Source organism: uncultured Proteiniphilum sp. (assembly GCF_937873925.1).
In the GTDB taxonomy this organism is placed as follows: domain Bacteria; phylum Bacteroidota; class Bacteroidia; order Bacteroidales; family Dysgonomonadaceae; genus Proteiniphilum.
On record NZ_CALNAT010000169.1, the window covers coordinates 1 to 15,351 of the forward strand.

At 46.5% G+C, this 15,351-nt stretch carries 15 protein-coding genes, 1 tRNA gene and 1 pseudogene; all 17 read left to right on the forward strand.

Annotated features, from left to right (window positions below; genetic code table 11):
* A pseudogene (locus tag Q0502_RS11565) lies at positions 1–307 on the forward strand (protein translocase subunit SecDF); the annotation flags it as partial.
* Between the two features lie 124 nt (positions 308–431).
* Positions 432–504 (forward strand) — tRNA-Thr (locus tag Q0502_RS11570).
* 103 nt (positions 505–607) lie between these two features.
* Positions 608–2,119 carry a F0F1 ATP synthase subunit beta gene (gene atpD, locus Q0502_RS11575; protein ID WP_298650878.1) on the forward strand — a complete coding sequence of 504 codons (1,512 nt, stop codon included), beginning with the start codon at positions 608–610 and terminating at the stop codon, positions 2,117–2,119.
* A gap of 70 nt (positions 2,120–2,189) precedes the next feature.
* Positions 2,190–2,432 (forward strand): F0F1 ATP synthase subunit epsilon, encoded by a 243-nt coding sequence (locus tag Q0502_RS11580; protein WP_298650879.1) that lies wholly within the window; start codon positions 2,190–2,192, stop codon positions 2,430–2,432.
* A 2-nt stretch (positions 2,433–2,434) separates the two neighbouring features.
* The gene (locus Q0502_RS11585) at positions 2,435–2,866 is read left to right on the forward strand and encodes a hypothetical protein (protein WP_298650881.1); all 432 of its coding nucleotides are present in this window, start codon (positions 2,435–2,437) and stop codon (positions 2,864–2,866) included.
* The gene (gene atpB / locus Q0502_RS11590) at positions 2,863–3,960 is read left to right on the forward strand and encodes a F0F1 ATP synthase subunit A (protein WP_298650883.1); all 1,098 of its coding nucleotides are present in this window, start codon (positions 2,863–2,865) and stop codon (positions 3,958–3,960) included. The genes Q0502_RS11585 and atpB overlap by 4 nt, the downstream gene beginning before the upstream one ends.
* 170 nt (positions 3,961–4,130) lie before the next feature.
* Positions 4,131–4,604, forward strand: a complete 474-nt coding sequence (locus tag Q0502_RS11595; protein WP_298650885.1) for a hypothetical protein — start codon at positions 4,131–4,133, stop codon at positions 4,602–4,604.
* Positions 4,605–4,826: 222 nt separating this feature from the next.
* Positions 4,827–5,180 (forward strand): NADH-quinone oxidoreductase subunit A, encoded by a 354-nt coding sequence (locus Q0502_RS11600; RefSeq protein ID WP_298650887.1) that lies wholly within the window; start codon positions 4,827–4,829, stop codon positions 5,178–5,180.
* Complete coding sequence (locus Q0502_RS11605) at positions 5,171–5,770, forward strand: NADH-quinone oxidoreductase subunit B (protein ID WP_298650889.1); 600 nt, start codon at positions 5,171–5,173, stop codon at positions 5,768–5,770. Before Q0502_RS11600 ends, Q0502_RS11605 begins: the two co-directional genes overlap by 10 nt.
* A 77-nt stretch (positions 5,771–5,847) precedes the next feature.
* A complete protein-coding gene (locus tag Q0502_RS11610) occupies positions 5,848–7,479 on the forward strand; it encodes an NADH-quinone oxidoreductase subunit C (protein WP_298650891.1) in 1,632 nt (543 codons plus the stop codon).
* 28 nt (positions 7,480–7,507) lie between these two features.
* Positions 7,508–8,635: an NADH-quinone oxidoreductase subunit NuoH gene (gene nuoH / locus Q0502_RS11615; RefSeq protein ID WP_298650893.1), complete on the forward strand. Its 1,128-nt coding sequence runs from the start codon at positions 7,508–7,510 to the stop codon at positions 8,633–8,635.
* A gap of 72 nt (positions 8,636–8,707) precedes the next feature.
* A complete protein-coding gene (locus tag Q0502_RS11620) occupies positions 8,708–9,181 on the forward strand; it encodes a 4Fe-4S binding protein (protein WP_298650895.1) in 474 nt (157 codons plus the stop codon).
* Positions 9,182–9,282: 101 nt separating this feature from the next.
* Positions 9,283–9,825: an NADH-quinone oxidoreductase subunit J gene (locus Q0502_RS11625; protein ID WP_298650897.1), complete on the forward strand. Its 543-nt coding sequence runs from the start codon at positions 9,283–9,285 to the stop codon at positions 9,823–9,825.
* A 4-nt stretch (positions 9,826–9,829) separates the two neighbouring features.
* Positions 9,830–10,171, forward strand: a complete 342-nt coding sequence (gene nuoK / locus Q0502_RS11630) for an NADH-quinone oxidoreductase subunit NuoK (protein ID WP_298650899.1) — start codon at positions 9,830–9,832, stop codon at positions 10,169–10,171.
* Positions 10,172–10,176: 5 nt separating this feature from the next.
* Positions 10,177–12,096 (forward strand): NADH-quinone oxidoreductase subunit L, encoded by a 1,920-nt coding sequence (gene nuoL, locus Q0502_RS11635; RefSeq protein ID WP_298650900.1) that lies wholly within the window; start codon positions 10,177–10,179, stop codon positions 12,094–12,096.
* A 131-nt stretch (positions 12,097–12,227) separates the two neighbouring features.
* Positions 12,228–13,694 carry an NADH-quinone oxidoreductase subunit M gene (locus tag Q0502_RS11640; RefSeq protein WP_298650902.1) on the forward strand — a complete coding sequence of 489 codons (1,467 nt, stop codon included), beginning with the start codon at positions 12,228–12,230 and terminating at the stop codon, positions 13,692–13,694.
* An 18-nt stretch (positions 13,695–13,712) separates the two neighbouring features.
* Positions 13,713–15,140: an NADH-quinone oxidoreductase subunit N gene (locus Q0502_RS11645; RefSeq protein WP_298650904.1), complete on the forward strand. Its 1,428-nt coding sequence runs from the start codon at positions 13,713–13,715 to the stop codon at positions 15,138–15,140.
* Positions 15,141–15,351 lie beyond the last annotated feature (211 nt).

Consider the following 15,351-nt stretch of genomic DNA (forward strand, 5'->3'; position numbering starts at 1 on the left):
CGACAAGGTGGTGGTGTTCGACCGTGTGCGTGAGTACCGGCAGCTTTATCCGAAACGGGGATTAAGAGAGCTCTTTAACGACTCCATGAACGCCACGCTGGCCCGTACCATCAACACCGGGTTGAGTACTATCCTCGTGATCATCTGTATCCTTTTATTTGGGGGTGACGCCGTGAGGAGTTTCGTTTTCGCGATGCTCATAGGTGTGGTAGTAGGAACGGTTACCAGTTTGTTCGTAGCTTCTCCTGTCGCCTACAAGCTCATCCTCAACCAGCAAAATAAAAAGCAGATTGAAGCTAAAAAGTAATTGATTATCTATCAGACTAAAAAAACGGGTGGTCATTTGGCCATCCGTTTTTTGTTTTACAATAAAAAGCCTGAAGGGATTGGTGTGTATCATTATTTTTTATACTTTTGCACTCTCCTTACAAGCCACAATAGCTCAGTCGGTAGAGTAACGCATTCGTAACGCGTAGGTCGCGAGTTCAAGTCTCGCTTGTGGCTCTTTCAGCGGTTGTGCAAATAAAATTTAATTTATTTGCACAATCGTTTTATTTTGTACCTTTGCCAAAGACCATCATTGATTATAAACCCTATCCCAATAATTATGTCAGCGTTATACGGACACATTTCTCAGATCATAGGGCCGGTGGTAGATGTGCATTTTGAACTTTCCGGATCGCAGGAAACAAAACTGCCCGCTATTGACGATGCCCTCTACGTAAAACGTTCCGACGGCCAGAATATTTTCCTGGAAGTACAACACCACATCGGCGAGAATATTGTCCGCACCGTGGCGATGGAAAGTACCGACGGCCTTAGCCGGGGCCTTTCTGTGAAAGCGTTGGGCCGCCCTATCAGCGTCCCCGTGGGAGAACAGATCAAGGGAAGATTACTCAATGTGATCGGCAGTCCCATCGACGGCCTGTCGGAACTCAGCCGTGAGAACCAATATCCTATCCATCGTCCGGCACCCAAATTCGAAGACCTTGTCACCTCTGAGGAAATACTTATCACGGGCATAAAGGTAATCGACCTGCTCCAGCCTTACCTGAAGGGTGGAAAGATAGGCCTGTTCGGAGGCGCCGGCGTAGGAAAGACCGTCGTCATCATGGAGTTGATCAACAATATTGCCAAAGGACATAACGGTTATTCCGTCTTTGCAGGTGTAGGGGAACGGACGCGCGAGGGCAACGACCTGCTCCGGGAAATGATCGGGTCAGGGGTTATCAGGTACGGTGATGCATTCAAAAAAGGGATGGAAGAGGGTAAATGGGATCTGAGCAAGGTCGATTACGAAGAGGTTAAAAAATCCCAGACCACATTGGTTTTCGGTCAGATGAACGAACCTCCCGGCGCCCGTGCATCAGTAGCCCTTACCGGCTTGGCGGTGGCCGAATCGTTCCGCGATAGGGGAGGTGAAGGCAGCGACACACTGCTCTTTATCGACAACATTTTCCGGTTCGTACAAGCGGGATCTGAAGTATCGGCCCTGCTGGGACGCATGCCTTCCGCCGTGGGCTATCAACCCACACTGGCTTCAGAGATGGGTACGCTGCAGGAACGTATCGCTTCTACGAAATACGGTTCCATCACATCGATCCAGGCCGTGTATGTACCGGCTGACGACCTCACCGACCCGGCACCGGCCACCACATTCAGCTATCTCGACGCTACCACCGTACTCAGCCGCAAGATCGCCTCTCTGGGGATCTATCCCGCGGTAGATCCCCTGGAATCGTCGTCGCGTATCCTCACTCCCCCTATCGTAGGAGAAGAGCATTATAATACTGCCATGCAGGTAAAGCAAATACTGCAACGATATAAAGAACTGCAGGACATCATCTCCATACTGGGTATGGAAGAACTTTCGGAGGAAGACCGCCTCACGGTCAACCGTGCCCGCAAGGTGCAACGCTTTCTCTCCCAACCCTTCTTCATGGCCGAACAATATACAGGACAACCCGGCGTGATGGTCTCCATTGAAGATACCATCAAAGGATTCAAGATGATCCTTGACGGCAGCCTCGATCATTACCCCGAATCGGCATTTATGAACGTGGGAACTATTGAGGAAGCCATTGAAAAAGGCGACAGGCTGATGGAGCAGAGCAGGTAAAGTGAAGAGTGAAGAGTGAAGAGTGAAGAGTGAAAAGCTAAAAGCGAAAAGGTAATTGGTAATTGATAAGATGAAACTGGAAATTCTTACACCCGAATCGGTCTTCTATAGCGGAGAGGCAGACTCCGTGACTCTACCCGGCACATTGGGATCGTTCCAGATACTCAACAACCACGCCCCGATCATTTCGACGCTTGGCAAAGGAATGCTTTCGTTCACGGTGAACGGAGAGATCCGGCAGATGGAAGTAACGGATGGATTGATGGAAATGCACAATAATAAAATAACTGTCTGTATTGATGAAATTCATTGAAGATGAAAAAACTCGCAATATATTTTCTTATTGTGCACACGACCCTGTTGCTCATCACCGGATTCGGCATCTGGTTCATTCTGGACAACTTCTTTCCCGAGATAATGGTCGACTACTACTACATTATCCCTCTCTTTTTTTACCTGATGGGGATTATTTTTATTTACCGGTTCAGACGTACCCCCGTCGGCGAACCCAAAAAGGTAGTCAATCTTTATATGCTTATGCGTATGATCAAGATATTTATGTCGGTGGTCATCATACTCCTATATTGGTTCCTGGACAAGCCGCACATTCGTAATTTCGCGATTATTTTTGTGGTTTTCTATCTTATCAACCTGATTTGGGAAACATACATCTATATCAGAATGGAACTCTATTTTAAATATAAAGACAAACAACAAAAATCTTCCCCGAAGCATATGGACCAATGAAACGAAAATTATATATATCCGGTCTTTTAGCCGTTCTTTTCCTCACTGCTTCTCCGGTGTGTGGCGGTAACCAGCGTAACGGAACAGAGGAATTGAATGCAAAAGAGTTTATCTCCGAACATTTAAGCGACTCGTATGAATGGCAGATCGTGAGCGACGGCACAAAGCATATTGCTGTCCCTCTCCCGGTGATACTCTATAGTAAAACCACCGGATGGCATCTTTTCCCATCTTCGCGTTTTCAACACGGGACAACTTCTTACCATGGATTTAAAATCGCATCGGAAGGAAAACACAAAGGGAAAATCGTAGAAACGCATGCCGGTGGCAATATCTCCCGCCCGCTGGATCTCTCAATCACCAAAAATGCCGCCTCCCTGCTGTTTGCTTCTCTTCTGATCATACTGATAATTATGGGGGTAGCCCGCTTGCTGAAGCGTGACCCGATGAAACCCCGGAAAGGATTCACGGGAATGATCGAAATGCTCGTGCTATCCATTAACGATGAAGTGATAAAACCTTCTATCGGCAAAGATTACCAGAGATATGCCCCCTACCTGCTTACCGTCTTTTTCTTCATCTTCACGAACAATCTGCTGGGATTAATTCCTGTCTTCCCGGGAGGCGCAAACGTCACGGGCAACATAGCCGTAACGTTGGTTCTCGCTGCCACTACGTTCCTTATAATCAACCTGACCGGCACGAAAGAATATTACAAAGAGATCTTATGGCCCGATGTACCTACATGGCTCAAGATACCCATTCCCCTGATGCCGGTAGTAGAGATCATAGGAACATTGACCAAGCCGTTCGCATTAATGATCCGTCTTTTTGCCAATATGATGGCCGGGCACTCCATCGTATTAGGGCTGACGATGCTTATTTTTATCACGGCAGGTATGGGCATGGCCATCAATGCTTCCATGACCCTTGTCTCAATCATCTTTACCGTTTTCATCGATTTCGTAGAGTTATTGATCGCCTACATTCAGGCATATGTGTTCACCCTGCTTTCAGCCGTTTTCATCGGCCTCGCACGAATAACGACTCATTCCGACAAGAAGAATGTCACAGAAACGGGACAAGCTGCATAAGTTATTTCACCTGCAGGTGAAATAATTGTTATTTATCCATAAGATCTTGTGAAGTCATATTTATTCATTACATTTGCACGCGAATTCAAAAAATAGATTTGAAATTGAGGTTTGACACAATCAATTTTTAGATTTAATCTGTACGGGGTATGTAAAAAATTTATTGTTTAATGGTGAAACAGTTTCTTATTTATTTGTTTTGTGTTTCCATCACTTTACAGTCGATAGTCGGACAGTTTATGTTTTATGATAGTTCGACCGGCACTTTTTATACTTTCCTGTATTCCTCTTCTTCCGATAAGAAACATGCTGATACTCATTTTTCCCAAGCGGCAGGCTTAACACCACAGAAGTACGATAATAACAAGAATGTTTATAAAGATAATATCGAAGCAAACACCGAACTTCCGAAATTTGTCCGCGATTCGGTTATGGAACATCTGTTTTCCCCCTCCAATTGCCCCAATGAAGTGATGAATGCCTTCGTCTATTTCTCTTATCTCTTTCTTGGAAACTGTTTCGACTTATTCGTTATTGAAGAAAAGATCAACAATTTTGTACATTTCTATTCATCTTTTTTTAGAAATATCCAAATAGGACTTCCTATCACAAAGATCATATACCCCTATCATAATTTTTACTGATACCTGACACGGCTGTTGTCAGGGACATTGAACACGGTTATTTACTCCCTTCCCATCGATCTTCACTGATTTTCGTAAAAATACTTAGCGCTCCTGTGCAGGTGTAGCTATTTACTCTGCTTTCGGCTGTTTTTACTGGCTCCGGACAATTCAACTTCCGTCCTTATGACAATAAGGACGTAGAGACGGGTTTTATTACAATCACAACAAAATAATATTTTCATGGATAACTTATCACTCTTCGTGGTGGTCCTGTTGACGGGCATTACTCTGGTAACGGTAAGCATAACCATTGCTTTGCTCCTTTCCCCAAAATCCGTCAATTTCCAGAAGGGGGAACCGTATGAGTGCGGGCTTCCCACGCATGGCACATCCTGGATGCAGTTCAGGGTGGGATATTACTTATATGCCATTCTTTTTCTGATGTTCGATGTGGAAACAATCTTCCTTTTTCCATGGTCAACAGTAGTACGGGATCTGGGAATGGCAGGATTGGTCAGTATTTTGATTTTTATCGTAATCCTGGGCTTAGGACTTGCCTATGCCTGGAAAAAGGGTGTTTTAAAATGGACGTAAAAAATATAAAAATTAAGGATTTCCCTGCCGAAGAGTTCAAAGACAACGACACGCTGCAAGCGTATATCGACCAGCTCAATGCCGGCGGCACCCAAGTAATAGTAGGCAAACTCGACCAGATGGTCAATTGGGGACGAGCCAACTCCTTATGGCCCCTGGCTTTTGCCACAAGTTGTTGCGGTATTGAATTTATGGCGGCGGCTGCCGCACATTACGACCTCGCCCGGTTTGGAATGGAAGTCTCACGTAACAGCCCGCGCCAGGCCGACCTGATGGTAGTGGCCGGCACGATCGTCAATAAAATGGCTCCGCTTATACGCCGCGTGTACGACCAGATGGCAGAGCCGAAATATGTGGTGGCTATGGGAGCCTGCGCCATATCGGGAGGTCCATTTGTAAACTCCTACCACGTTGTCAACGGCGTTGACAAAATTATCCCTGTGGATGTCTATATTCCCGGCTGTCCCCCCCGCCCCGAATCACTCTTCTACGGCTTACTCCAGTTGCAACGCAAGGTGAAGGTCGAAAAATTTTTCGGAAACAGGCATATTTGTGCGAATGTGACTAATGAGACTAATGTGCGAATGTGACTAATGAGACTAATGAGTGAATCAGTAAATCGTCTTTACTCTTTATTCTTTACTCTTTACTCTAAATAAATAATCGTATGAAAGATATTCAACAGGTTGTATCGGAAACGGTAAGCGACGCGGTCATCGAAGAAAAACAGAAACTCACCGTCACCGTCGCACCCGGACAGTTACATTCTCTGATCAGCGCCCTCTATGCCCACGAGGCACTCCCTTTCGATTACCTGATCAGCCTTACCGGTATGGATTGGGGAGATAAACTGGGGGTTATCTATCTCCTCTCCTCTTCCAGAGACCTGAGCAAAGAAATAGTGGTCATCACGGCAACAGACGATCGTGATAATCCGCTTCTCTATTCGGTTACGGATATGTACGAAACGGCCCATCTCAATGAACGGGAAGTATATGCCCTGTTCGGTATCCGGTTTATCAACAATCCCGATATGCGCCGCTTCCTCCTGTCGGACGACTGGAAGGGGTTCCCCCTGCGCAAAGACTATGATGGCGACCCGGCGCACAACCCCATTACCATAGTAAATAAAGAAATTGTTGACATTGCTCCCCGTATTATGGAAGATGCCGGCGGGAATCTGATGGAAAGTACCGTCAAGATATTCGATGAGGAGGATTATATAATCAACATAGGGCCGCAACACCCCTCCACACACGGGGTGATGCACTTCAGGACGGCGCTCGACGGTGAGATCGTCAAGAAAATCGATGTGAAAAGCGGATATATTCACCGCGGAATCGAAAAGCTGTGCGAAAGCCTTACCTATCCACAGATACTGCACTTCACCGACCGTTTAGACTATCTTTCGGCCAATATCAACCGCCATGCGCTTTGTATGTGTGTGGAAAAGGCTGCCGGAATTGAAGTGCCGCCCCGCGCCCAATACATCCGTGTTATCATGGACGAGCTGAACCGTATCAGCTCCCACTTATTGGCGTTCGCCGCCCACTGCAACGACCTGGGCGCTACCACCGCTTTTATTTATGGCATGAGGGAACGTGAATATATCCTGGATATTTTTGACAAGACCTGCGGGGGCCGGCTTATCATCAACCAGGACGTGGTTGGAGGGGTGATGTTCGATATCTACGGCGATTTCCGGAAAGATGTGAACGCATTTATCCCCTATATGCGTGAAAAGCTGAAAGAATATGACGATTTCTTCTCACACAACGCCATCGTACTCAGGCGTATGGTCGGCGTGGGACGCCTCAGCCGTGAAGACGCCATCAGTTATGCCGTGACAGGTCCTGCCGGGCGAGGTTCGGGCTGGTCATGCGATGTACGGAAACATAAACCTTATTCCCTCTATGATCAGATAGAATTTAAGGAGGTTATACGGCTCGAAGGCGACTCCTACGCGCGTTATCTGAACCGGCTGGAAGAAATAGAGGAGTCATTGCACCTCATCGAACAATTGATCGACAATATTCCTGAAGGCGATGTACTGGCGACGGTAAAACCCGTCCTCCGGTTGCCCGAAGGACAATATTTCCAAAATGTGGAGACCGGCAAGGGAGAATTCGGTGTATTTATAGAGAGTAAAGGCGAAAAGTATCCTTACAGGGTGAAATTTCGCTCACCCTCGATGGCAGCCGTTTCCGTGATGCCGCTGATCTGTAAGGAGGAGCTTCTCTCTGACTTTATCGGCATCGGCGGTTCAATGGATTACGTGATACCCGATATAGACAGGTAAGCCTCAAAAAACGAATAGTTTTAATCCTATGAACTATAATCAACCATTAGAACTGACAGGACTGCTCTCGCATCTTGATATATTTTTCAGGAATAATCTGCCGCCATTTTGGGCGTCATTGGTAGAAAGCATACTGGTACTCATCACTATTTTAGCTGCCTATGCCGTAATCGCGTTGATACTGATTTATGCGGAACGTAAAATAACCGCCTTTTTCCAGGCGCGATTAGGGCCCAACCGCCTCGGTAAATACGGTTCCATTCAGAGTATAGCCGATATGATCAAGATATTGATCAAAGAAATTATCCATATCAACAGAGTGGACAGGTTTTTGTTTTATGCAGCTCCTTTTTTTGTGATATGTTCGTCGGTGATGGCCTTCGGCGCCATACCGTTCGGTAAAGGATTACAAGCGGTCGACTTCAATATGGGGATCGTTTACCTGCTTACCGTCTCTTCACTGGGAGTCATCGGTGTATTGCTGGCAGGCTGGTCGAGCAACAACAAATACTCCATGATCGGGGCTATGAGAAGCGGCGCCCAGTTCATCAGCTACGAGCTTTCGGCGGCGTTCGCACTGATGACCGTGGTGGTGATGACCGGCACCATGCAACTGTCGGAGATCGTGGAGAACCAGCGTTATGCATGGAATATTTTCAATGGACACCTACCGGCCATAGTAGCATTTGTTATCTATCTTATCTCGGGGCATGCAGAGACCAACCGTGCACCGTTCGACCTACCCGAAGCGGAAGGGGAGCTTACTGCCGGATATCATACGGAATACTCCGGTATGCAATTCGGCTTCTACTATCTGGCCGAATACCTCAACATGTTTATTATCGCCGCCGTAGCTACCACCGTCTTTCTGGGCGGATGGATGCCCTTCCAGCTAAAAGGCATGGATACGTTCAATCAGATAATGTGGTACATCCCTTCGTACGTCTGGTTTATCGGGAAAACAGCAATGCTTGTATTCATCAGCTTATGGGTGCGCTGGTCTTTCCCGCGTTTGCGTATCGACCTGCTGCTCAATCTGGAATGGAAATATCTTCTCCCTATCAACCTGGTAAATATCATCGCCATGGTGGTAACCGTACTGGCCGGATGGACTTTAACGGGCCTATTTCCTAATATATTCGGAATTACTCCATAGGTTAGAATATGATAATGGATAAATGATAATGGATAAATGATAATGGATAAATGATAATGGATAAATAACGATATGCAATCATTTACAAAATATATTTCCGGAATTTTCACGGCACTGAAATCGCTGTTGAAAGGAATGGGTGTCACCTGGAAAGAGTTCTGGACGAAGAAAGTGACCATGGAATACCCCGAAAACAGGCAAACATTGGTCATATCCGACCGCTGGCGTGCCGAGCTTATCATGCCGCACGACGAAAACAATGAACATGCCTGTACAGCCTGCGGCATTTGCATGATGAATTGCCCCAACGGCACTATCAGGGTCATATCCGTTTCAATTGAAACGGAAAAAGGAAAAAAGAAAAAAATCCTGGATAAGCATATCTGGGATTACGGAAGTTGTACCTACTGCAATCTCTGTGTCATCACCTGTCCATCCGACGCCATTGTATTCAACAACGACTTTGAAGGAGCGGTATTCGACAGGAATAAATTGGTTCACCAACTGAATAAACCGGGGTCGAAATTAAGAGATAAGAAAAAATAAACTTTTTCGTCAAGCGATATTACATAATACGAATAAATTCGTCTTCTGTTATCGCGAGAAAAAGTGCAATAAAATTTGAAAACGACTAAATTTATTGAATTATGGCGGAACAAATTATATTTTTCATTTTGGCAGTCGCAATAGCCTTGTTTTCAGTGCTGGCCGTCACAAGTAAACGGATCATCCGTTCGGCAATCTATCTGCTGTTCGTACTAGTGGCCACAGCCGGATTATTCCTGATGCTTCACTACCATTTTCTCTTTGCCGTACAGGTTACCGTGTACGCCGGAGGCATCATGGTACTGTTTATCATGGCTATCTTTCTTACCCACAGACCGGGCGAAATCGTTGACCGGCGAACGAACCGGAAAGTAAAATCATCGATGTTACTCTCCTTTGGCGGATTGATTGTATGTGGGTATATCATTGTACAGAATGTGACGCGTACTTATAGTTACGTGAAAGAGTACGAAATGAAAATGCAGGATATCGGGTATGCGATGCTGGGTACCGGAAAATACCAGTTCCTGCTTCCCTTTGAGGCAATCAGTTTGTTATTGCTTGCCTGTATCATCGGCGCCATCATGATCGCGAGAAAAGAGAAGAGTGTTGAATCTACCGATAATAAGGATTTAGATAAATAAGTATATGGGAGAATTCATAGTAAATACATCCGGGGCGGCTGTCCCCTTAGCGGCATACCTGATCGTAAGCCTGATTATGTTTTTCGCCGGGATCTACGGTTTTTTTACCCGGAAAAATCTGGTTATGATCCTTATCTCTATCGAATTGATCCTGAACTCCGTCGATATCAACTTCGCCGCGTTCAATCGTTACCTGTTCCCCGAACGGATGGAGGGTTTGTTTTATGCATTGTTCGTGATTGCCGTTTCGGCATGTGAAACCGCAGTCGCTATCGCTATCGTCATCAACGTATACCGGAAATTCGGCAACACAGAGGTCGATAATATACAACAAATGAAGAAATAACGGATATGGACTATACAATACTTATTCTGCTGCTACCCTTGTGTTCATTTCTGGCCATCGGTTTACCGGGCACGAAATTAAAGCCGCTTGTCGCCGGGATCGCAGGCACCGTAACCCTTGCGACGGTTGCACTGTTGTCATATTATACCGCCTACGCTTATTTTACTACCCAAAATATAAACGGCATTTGGCAGACTATCGTCCCCTGTAATTTCACATGGCTGCATGTCGGAGAGAAATTGCATATCGACCTGGGTATCCTGCTCGATCCTATTTCCGTCATGATGCTGGTGGTAATTTCCACCGTGTCGCTGATGGTGCATATTTACAGCATGGGATATATGAAAGGGGAAAAAGGATTCCAGCGTTATTATGCGTTCCTGTCATTGTTCACATTCTCTATGCTGGGTTTAGTCCTGGCCACCAATATCTTCCAGATGTATATTTTCTGGGAACTGGTGGGTGTTTCTTCTTACCTGCTTATCGGGTTCTATTATACTAAACCGGCGGCAGTGGCGGCATCTAAAAAAGCTTTTATCGTTACCCGCTTTGCCGATCTCTTTTTCCTTATCGGCATACTGGTGCTCTCTTACTTCACCCAGACATTCGATTTCGGCACTCTGATGACGGGCGGCGGCGCTATTCTCAACCGTTCTATGGGTTCTACTTTTATAGGTACCTCCGCCCTTACCTGGGCAATGGCGTTGATATTCACCGGGGCCGCCGGCAAATCGGCGATGTTCCCCCTTCACATCTGGCTGCCTGATGCCATGGAAGGAGCTACTCCCGTATCGGCGCTGATACATGCAGCTACGATGGTGGTGGCCGGTGTCTATCTGGTGGCACGGATGTTTCCCATTTATATCGGTTTCACTCCGGAAGTACTGCACGGGATTGCCTATGTGGGTGCCTTTACCGCCCTGTTTGCTGCGGTCATCGCTATTGTACAGACCGATATTAAACGGGTACTCGCTTTTTCCACCATCTCCCAGATAGGATTTATGATGGTCGCGCTCGGGGTATGCACAAGTAGGGAACTCGGGCAACATGCACACGGCGGGCTGGGATATATGGCTTCCCTGTTCCACCTGTTCACCCACGCCATGTTCAAATCGCTGTTGTTCCTTGGAGCCGGCTCTGTTATCCATGCCGTGCACAGTAACGAAATGAAAGATATGGGCGGTTTAAGGAAATATATGCCTGTCACCCATATCACCTTCCTGATAGCCTGCCTGGCGATAGCGGGGATTCCTCCTTTTTCCGGGTTTGTAAGCAAAGACGAGATCATGACCGCCGCCTATGGCTTTAGTACGGGGATGGGGATATGGATGACCCTCACGGCAGGATTGACGGCTTTTTACATGTTCCGCCTCTATTATCGCATTTTCTGGGGCAAAGAATACAAAGTACACGGGAATGTCACGCCGCATGAAAGTCCCCGGTCGATGACTTACCCGCTTATGTTCTTAGCCCTTCTCACCATTGCCGGAGGATTTATTCCTTTCGGGAAATTCGTAACCGCCGACCATACACAATATATCATTCATTTAGATACCACTGTGGCTGTTATCAGTATTTTAGTCGCATTGGCAGCAATCGGGGCGGCCACATTTCTCTACAGGAAAGAAAACCGACGTCCGGCACGGCTTGCAGACAAGACACGCGGCTTGTATAAAGCCGCCTGGAACAGGTTTTATATAGATGAAGTGTATCAGTTCATTACCAGGAAAATTATTTTTAACGGCATATCCCGCCCGTTTGCCTGGTTAGACCGCCATGTGATCGATGGAGCCATGAATGGCTTAGGATGGCTTACGACACGTACATCCGAAGCTGTCAGGGGTTTTCAGTCGGGAAGCGTGCAATGGTATGCCTGGGTATTCCTGTTAAGTACGCTACTGATTACGGTATTGGCGATTTTATAGAATAAAGAATAAAGAATAAAGAGTAAAGAGTAAAGAACAAAACAAATTGGCAAAACAATTATTACATTGGCATATTGACATATCAGTCTCATTGGCACATTAGTCTCATTGGCACATTAAAATAATAGATCATGAACTTTTTAACAATATTCATACTGATACCGGTACTTATGTTACTTTCCTTGTTTGCCGCAAGAAACCGCAAACAGGTGCTGAGTATAATGGTAACCGGTAGTGCGGCATTGGCAGCGGCATCCGTTTATCTGGCGATACGCTATATCACTGCCGGGAACGGTGGAGCCACCGGAACCATGCTCCTCACATCGTCCCACATGTGGTATAAGCCGCTGAATATAGGCTTTTCCCTGGGCGTGGACGGGGTGTCGGTGGCCATGCTGTGTCTCTCTTCGGTGATCGTACTCACCGGCACATTCATCTCATGGAAGATCCAACCGCTTACCAAAGAGTTTTTCCTGTGGTTCTGTCTGCTTTCGCTGGGAGTATTCGGCTTTTTCATAACGACCGACCTGTTCACCATGTTCATGTTCTATGAAATAGCGCTTATCCCCATGTACCTGTTGATCGGCATCTGGGGTAGCGGAAAAAAAGAGTACTCCGCCATGAAGCTCACGCTGATGCTGATGGGCGCTTCCGCGTTACTGCTCGTGGGAATCCTGGGAATTTATTTCAGCGCCGGGGCGGTAAGCATGAATATACCCGATATTGCCCATATCGATATTCCGTTGGATAAACAACTTTTCTTCTTCCTACTCACTTTTATAGGGTTTGGAGTGCTGGGCGCCCTCTTCCCGTTCCATACATGGTCGCCCGACGGCCATGCTTCGGCCCCTACCGCCGTCTCAATGCTTCATGCCGGCGTGCTGATGAAATTAGGGGGATACGGATGCTTCCGTGTATCTATCTGCCTGATGCCTGATGCTGCACACATACTGGCCCCTTTGTTCCTCGTACTCACCGCAACAGGGGTTTTCTACGGTGCTTTGGCGGCCATACACCAGCGGGATTTGAAATATATCAACGCTTACTCCTCCGTCAGTCACTGTAATCTGGTGCTTTTTGCCGTTTTAATGCTTACCCGGACAGCCATGACGGGCGCCGTACTGCAAATGCTTTCGCACGGGTTGATGACAGCTTTGTTCTTCGCCCTGATAGGGACGATTTACGAACGGACGCATACCCGCATGATCACCGAAATGGGCGGACTGATGCGGGTGATTCCCTTCCTTGGAGTAGCATTCGTAATCGCGGGGCTGGCATCGTTGGGGCTTCCCGGGCTCAGTGGATTTGTATCGGAGATGACCATTTTCATCGGTTCGTTCGAAAATGCCGATCTGTTCAGAAGGGTATTAACGGTAATTGCCCTATCGTCTATCGTTGTTACTGCGGTCTACATCCTGCGGATGGTCGGCAAGTTTCTCTACGGGCCTATGCAAAATCCGCACCATAACGAACTTACCGATGCCGTCTGGTATGAGAAACTGGCAGTAGTGATCCTGACCGCGGGAATCGCCTATATCGGTATGTTTCCCCTGGGACTGTCCGATATGTTGAATGAAAGTGTGGGATTGATAAAGTAAAAAACAGATACGAAGGAAATGGAGAATTTCAGTAATTTTTTATGTATGCGTAGCGAGGTGTCGCTAGTGGTAGTCATTATTTCCCTGTTAGCATATGATCTGATAGCGGGCAGGAAAGGAATGCAATACTTTCAACCGGTGACCCTCACCCTGTTCGCTATACATACGGTCCTACATTTACTGCCGCATGAAGCCGGTACGGCATTCGGTGGCATGTACACTTATATCCCCATGGCAGGGGTAGTCAAAACCATCCTCAATATCGCCACCCTGATCATATTCCTTCAGGCAGAGGCGTTCAACGGAGAGAAACTGAGCAATAAACGGGGTGAATATTACTTTCTTACACTGGTCACCCTGCTCGGATTTTATTTTATGATCTCGAGCGGTCATTTCCTTCTGTTCTATATAGGTCTGGAAATGGCTTCCATCCCCATTGGAACGCTTGCCGCCATGGAGAAGCAGAGTAAAAAATCAGCGGAAGCCGGTGCCAAATACATTCTTCTGGCTACTTTCTCGTCAGGGATTATGCTGTTCGGGATTTCATACCTTTACGGCACGACAGGTACGCTTTACTTTGCCGATATACCTGCTTTGATTGGTGCCAACACCCTTCAGATAATGGCATTCGTCTTCTTTATGGCAGGGATATTCTTTAAAATCTCACTCGTCCCGTTCCATATGTGGACACCCGATGTATACGAGGGCGCTCCCACAAACGTCACGTCCTACCTCTCGGTAGTATCGAAAGGAGCAGCCTTGTTTGCGTTGGCGCTGCTGTTGTACAAAGTATTCGGCAACCTCGTCGGGCAATGGCAGGGCATCCTGTATGGACTGGTCATTGTGAGTATCACCCTGGCCAACCTGTTCGCCATTCGCCAGAAAAACATAAAACGTTTTCTGGCATTCTCTTCCATCTCCCAGGCAGGATACATAGTATTGGGTATTGTCGGGGGAACGGCATTCGGCATGACCACACTCGTGTATTACATATTTGTATACCTGTTCTCCAATCTGGCGGCTTTCGGGGTGGTCACCGCTATCGAAAACCGCACCGGTAAAATAAATATCGGCGATTACAAGGGATTGTACAGCACCAATCCGATGTTGAGTTTCGTGATGATGTTGTCGATGTTTTCCCTGGGAGGTATTCCGCCGCTCGCGGGATTTTTCAGCAAATTCTTTATTTTTGCCGCAGCCATGGAACAAGGATTTTATGTCTTGGTGCTGATTGCGGTCATTAACACCATTGTCTCGCTCTATTACTACCTGCTGGTAGTAAAGGCAATGTTCATCGATCGGAATGAACATCCGATTCCGGCATTGCAAACGGATGTGTATAACAAAGCAAGCCTGATATTCTGTACGGCTGGCATTTTGCTGGCTGGCATTTTCAGCATCTTTATGGAAAAAATTGAGACCTTCGGCTTTGCCATGTTGCAATAAATTTGCTTCGTGAAAGCTTTCCGATAAAGAGAATCGTACAAACCAGGAGCTTCAGTCCAATATTTGTTATTAAACAGGAAAATCGTGTTAAAAAATACAAAACAAGGTAGAGGTTCTCCTTTTAAAAACAAATTGTTTCCTTAACTTTGGGGGAAATAATAATATGGCTATTTTAGTCGTTTTTATGAGTTAGAGTCAGGTAAAAACCATT

Bases quoted from the DNA above. Each gene is read 5' to 3' on its own strand.
- Q0502_RS11610 (WP_298650891.1), top strand. From the start codon at position 5,848: ATGAAAGATATTCAACAGGTTGTATCGGAAACGGTAAGCGACGCGGTC.
- Q0502_RS11625 (WP_298650897.1), top strand. From the start codon at position 9,283: ATGGCGGAACAAATTATATTTTTCATTTTGGCAGTCGCAATAGCCTTG.
- atpD (WP_298650878.1), top strand. From the start codon at position 608: ATGTCAGCGTTATACGGACACATTTCTCAGATCATAGGGCCGGTGGTA.
- Q0502_RS11595 (WP_298650885.1), top strand. From the start codon at position 4,131: ATGGTGAAACAGTTTCTTATTTATTTGTTTTGTGTTTCCATCACTTTA.
- Q0502_RS11585 (WP_298650881.1), top strand. From the start codon at position 2,435: ATGAAAAAACTCGCAATATATTTTCTTATTGTGCACACGACCCTGTTG.
- Q0502_RS11620 (WP_298650895.1), top strand. From the start codon at position 8,708: ATGCAATCATTTACAAAATATATTTCCGGAATTTTCACGGCACTGAAA.
- nuoL (WP_298650900.1), top strand. From the start codon at position 10,177: ATGGACTATACAATACTTATTCTGCTGCTACCCTTGTGTTCATTTCTG.
- Q0502_RS11640 (WP_298650902.1), top strand. From the start codon at position 12,228: ATGAACTTTTTAACAATATTCATACTGATACCGGTACTTATGTTACTT.
- Q0502_RS11605 (WP_298650889.1), top strand. From the start codon at position 5,171: ATGGACGTAAAAAATATAAAAATTAAGGATTTCCCTGCCGAAGAGTTC.
- Q0502_RS11580 (WP_298650879.1), top strand. From the start codon at position 2,190: ATGAAACTGGAAATTCTTACACCCGAATCGGTCTTCTATAGCGGAGAG.
- nuoH (WP_298650893.1), top strand. From the start codon at position 7,508: ATGAACTATAATCAACCATTAGAACTGACAGGACTGCTCTCGCATCTT.
- nuoK (WP_298650899.1), top strand. From the start codon at position 9,830: ATGGGAGAATTCATAGTAAATACATCCGGGGCGGCTGTCCCCTTAGCG.
- Q0502_RS11645 (WP_298650904.1), top strand. From the start codon at position 13,713: ATGGAGAATTTCAGTAATTTTTTATGTATGCGTAGCGAGGTGTCGCTA.
- Q0502_RS11600 (WP_298650887.1), top strand. From the start codon at position 4,827: ATGGATAACTTATCACTCTTCGTGGTGGTCCTGTTGACGGGCATTACT.
- atpB (WP_298650883.1), top strand. From the start codon at position 2,863: ATGAAACGAAAATTATATATATCCGGTCTTTTAGCCGTTCTTTTCCTC.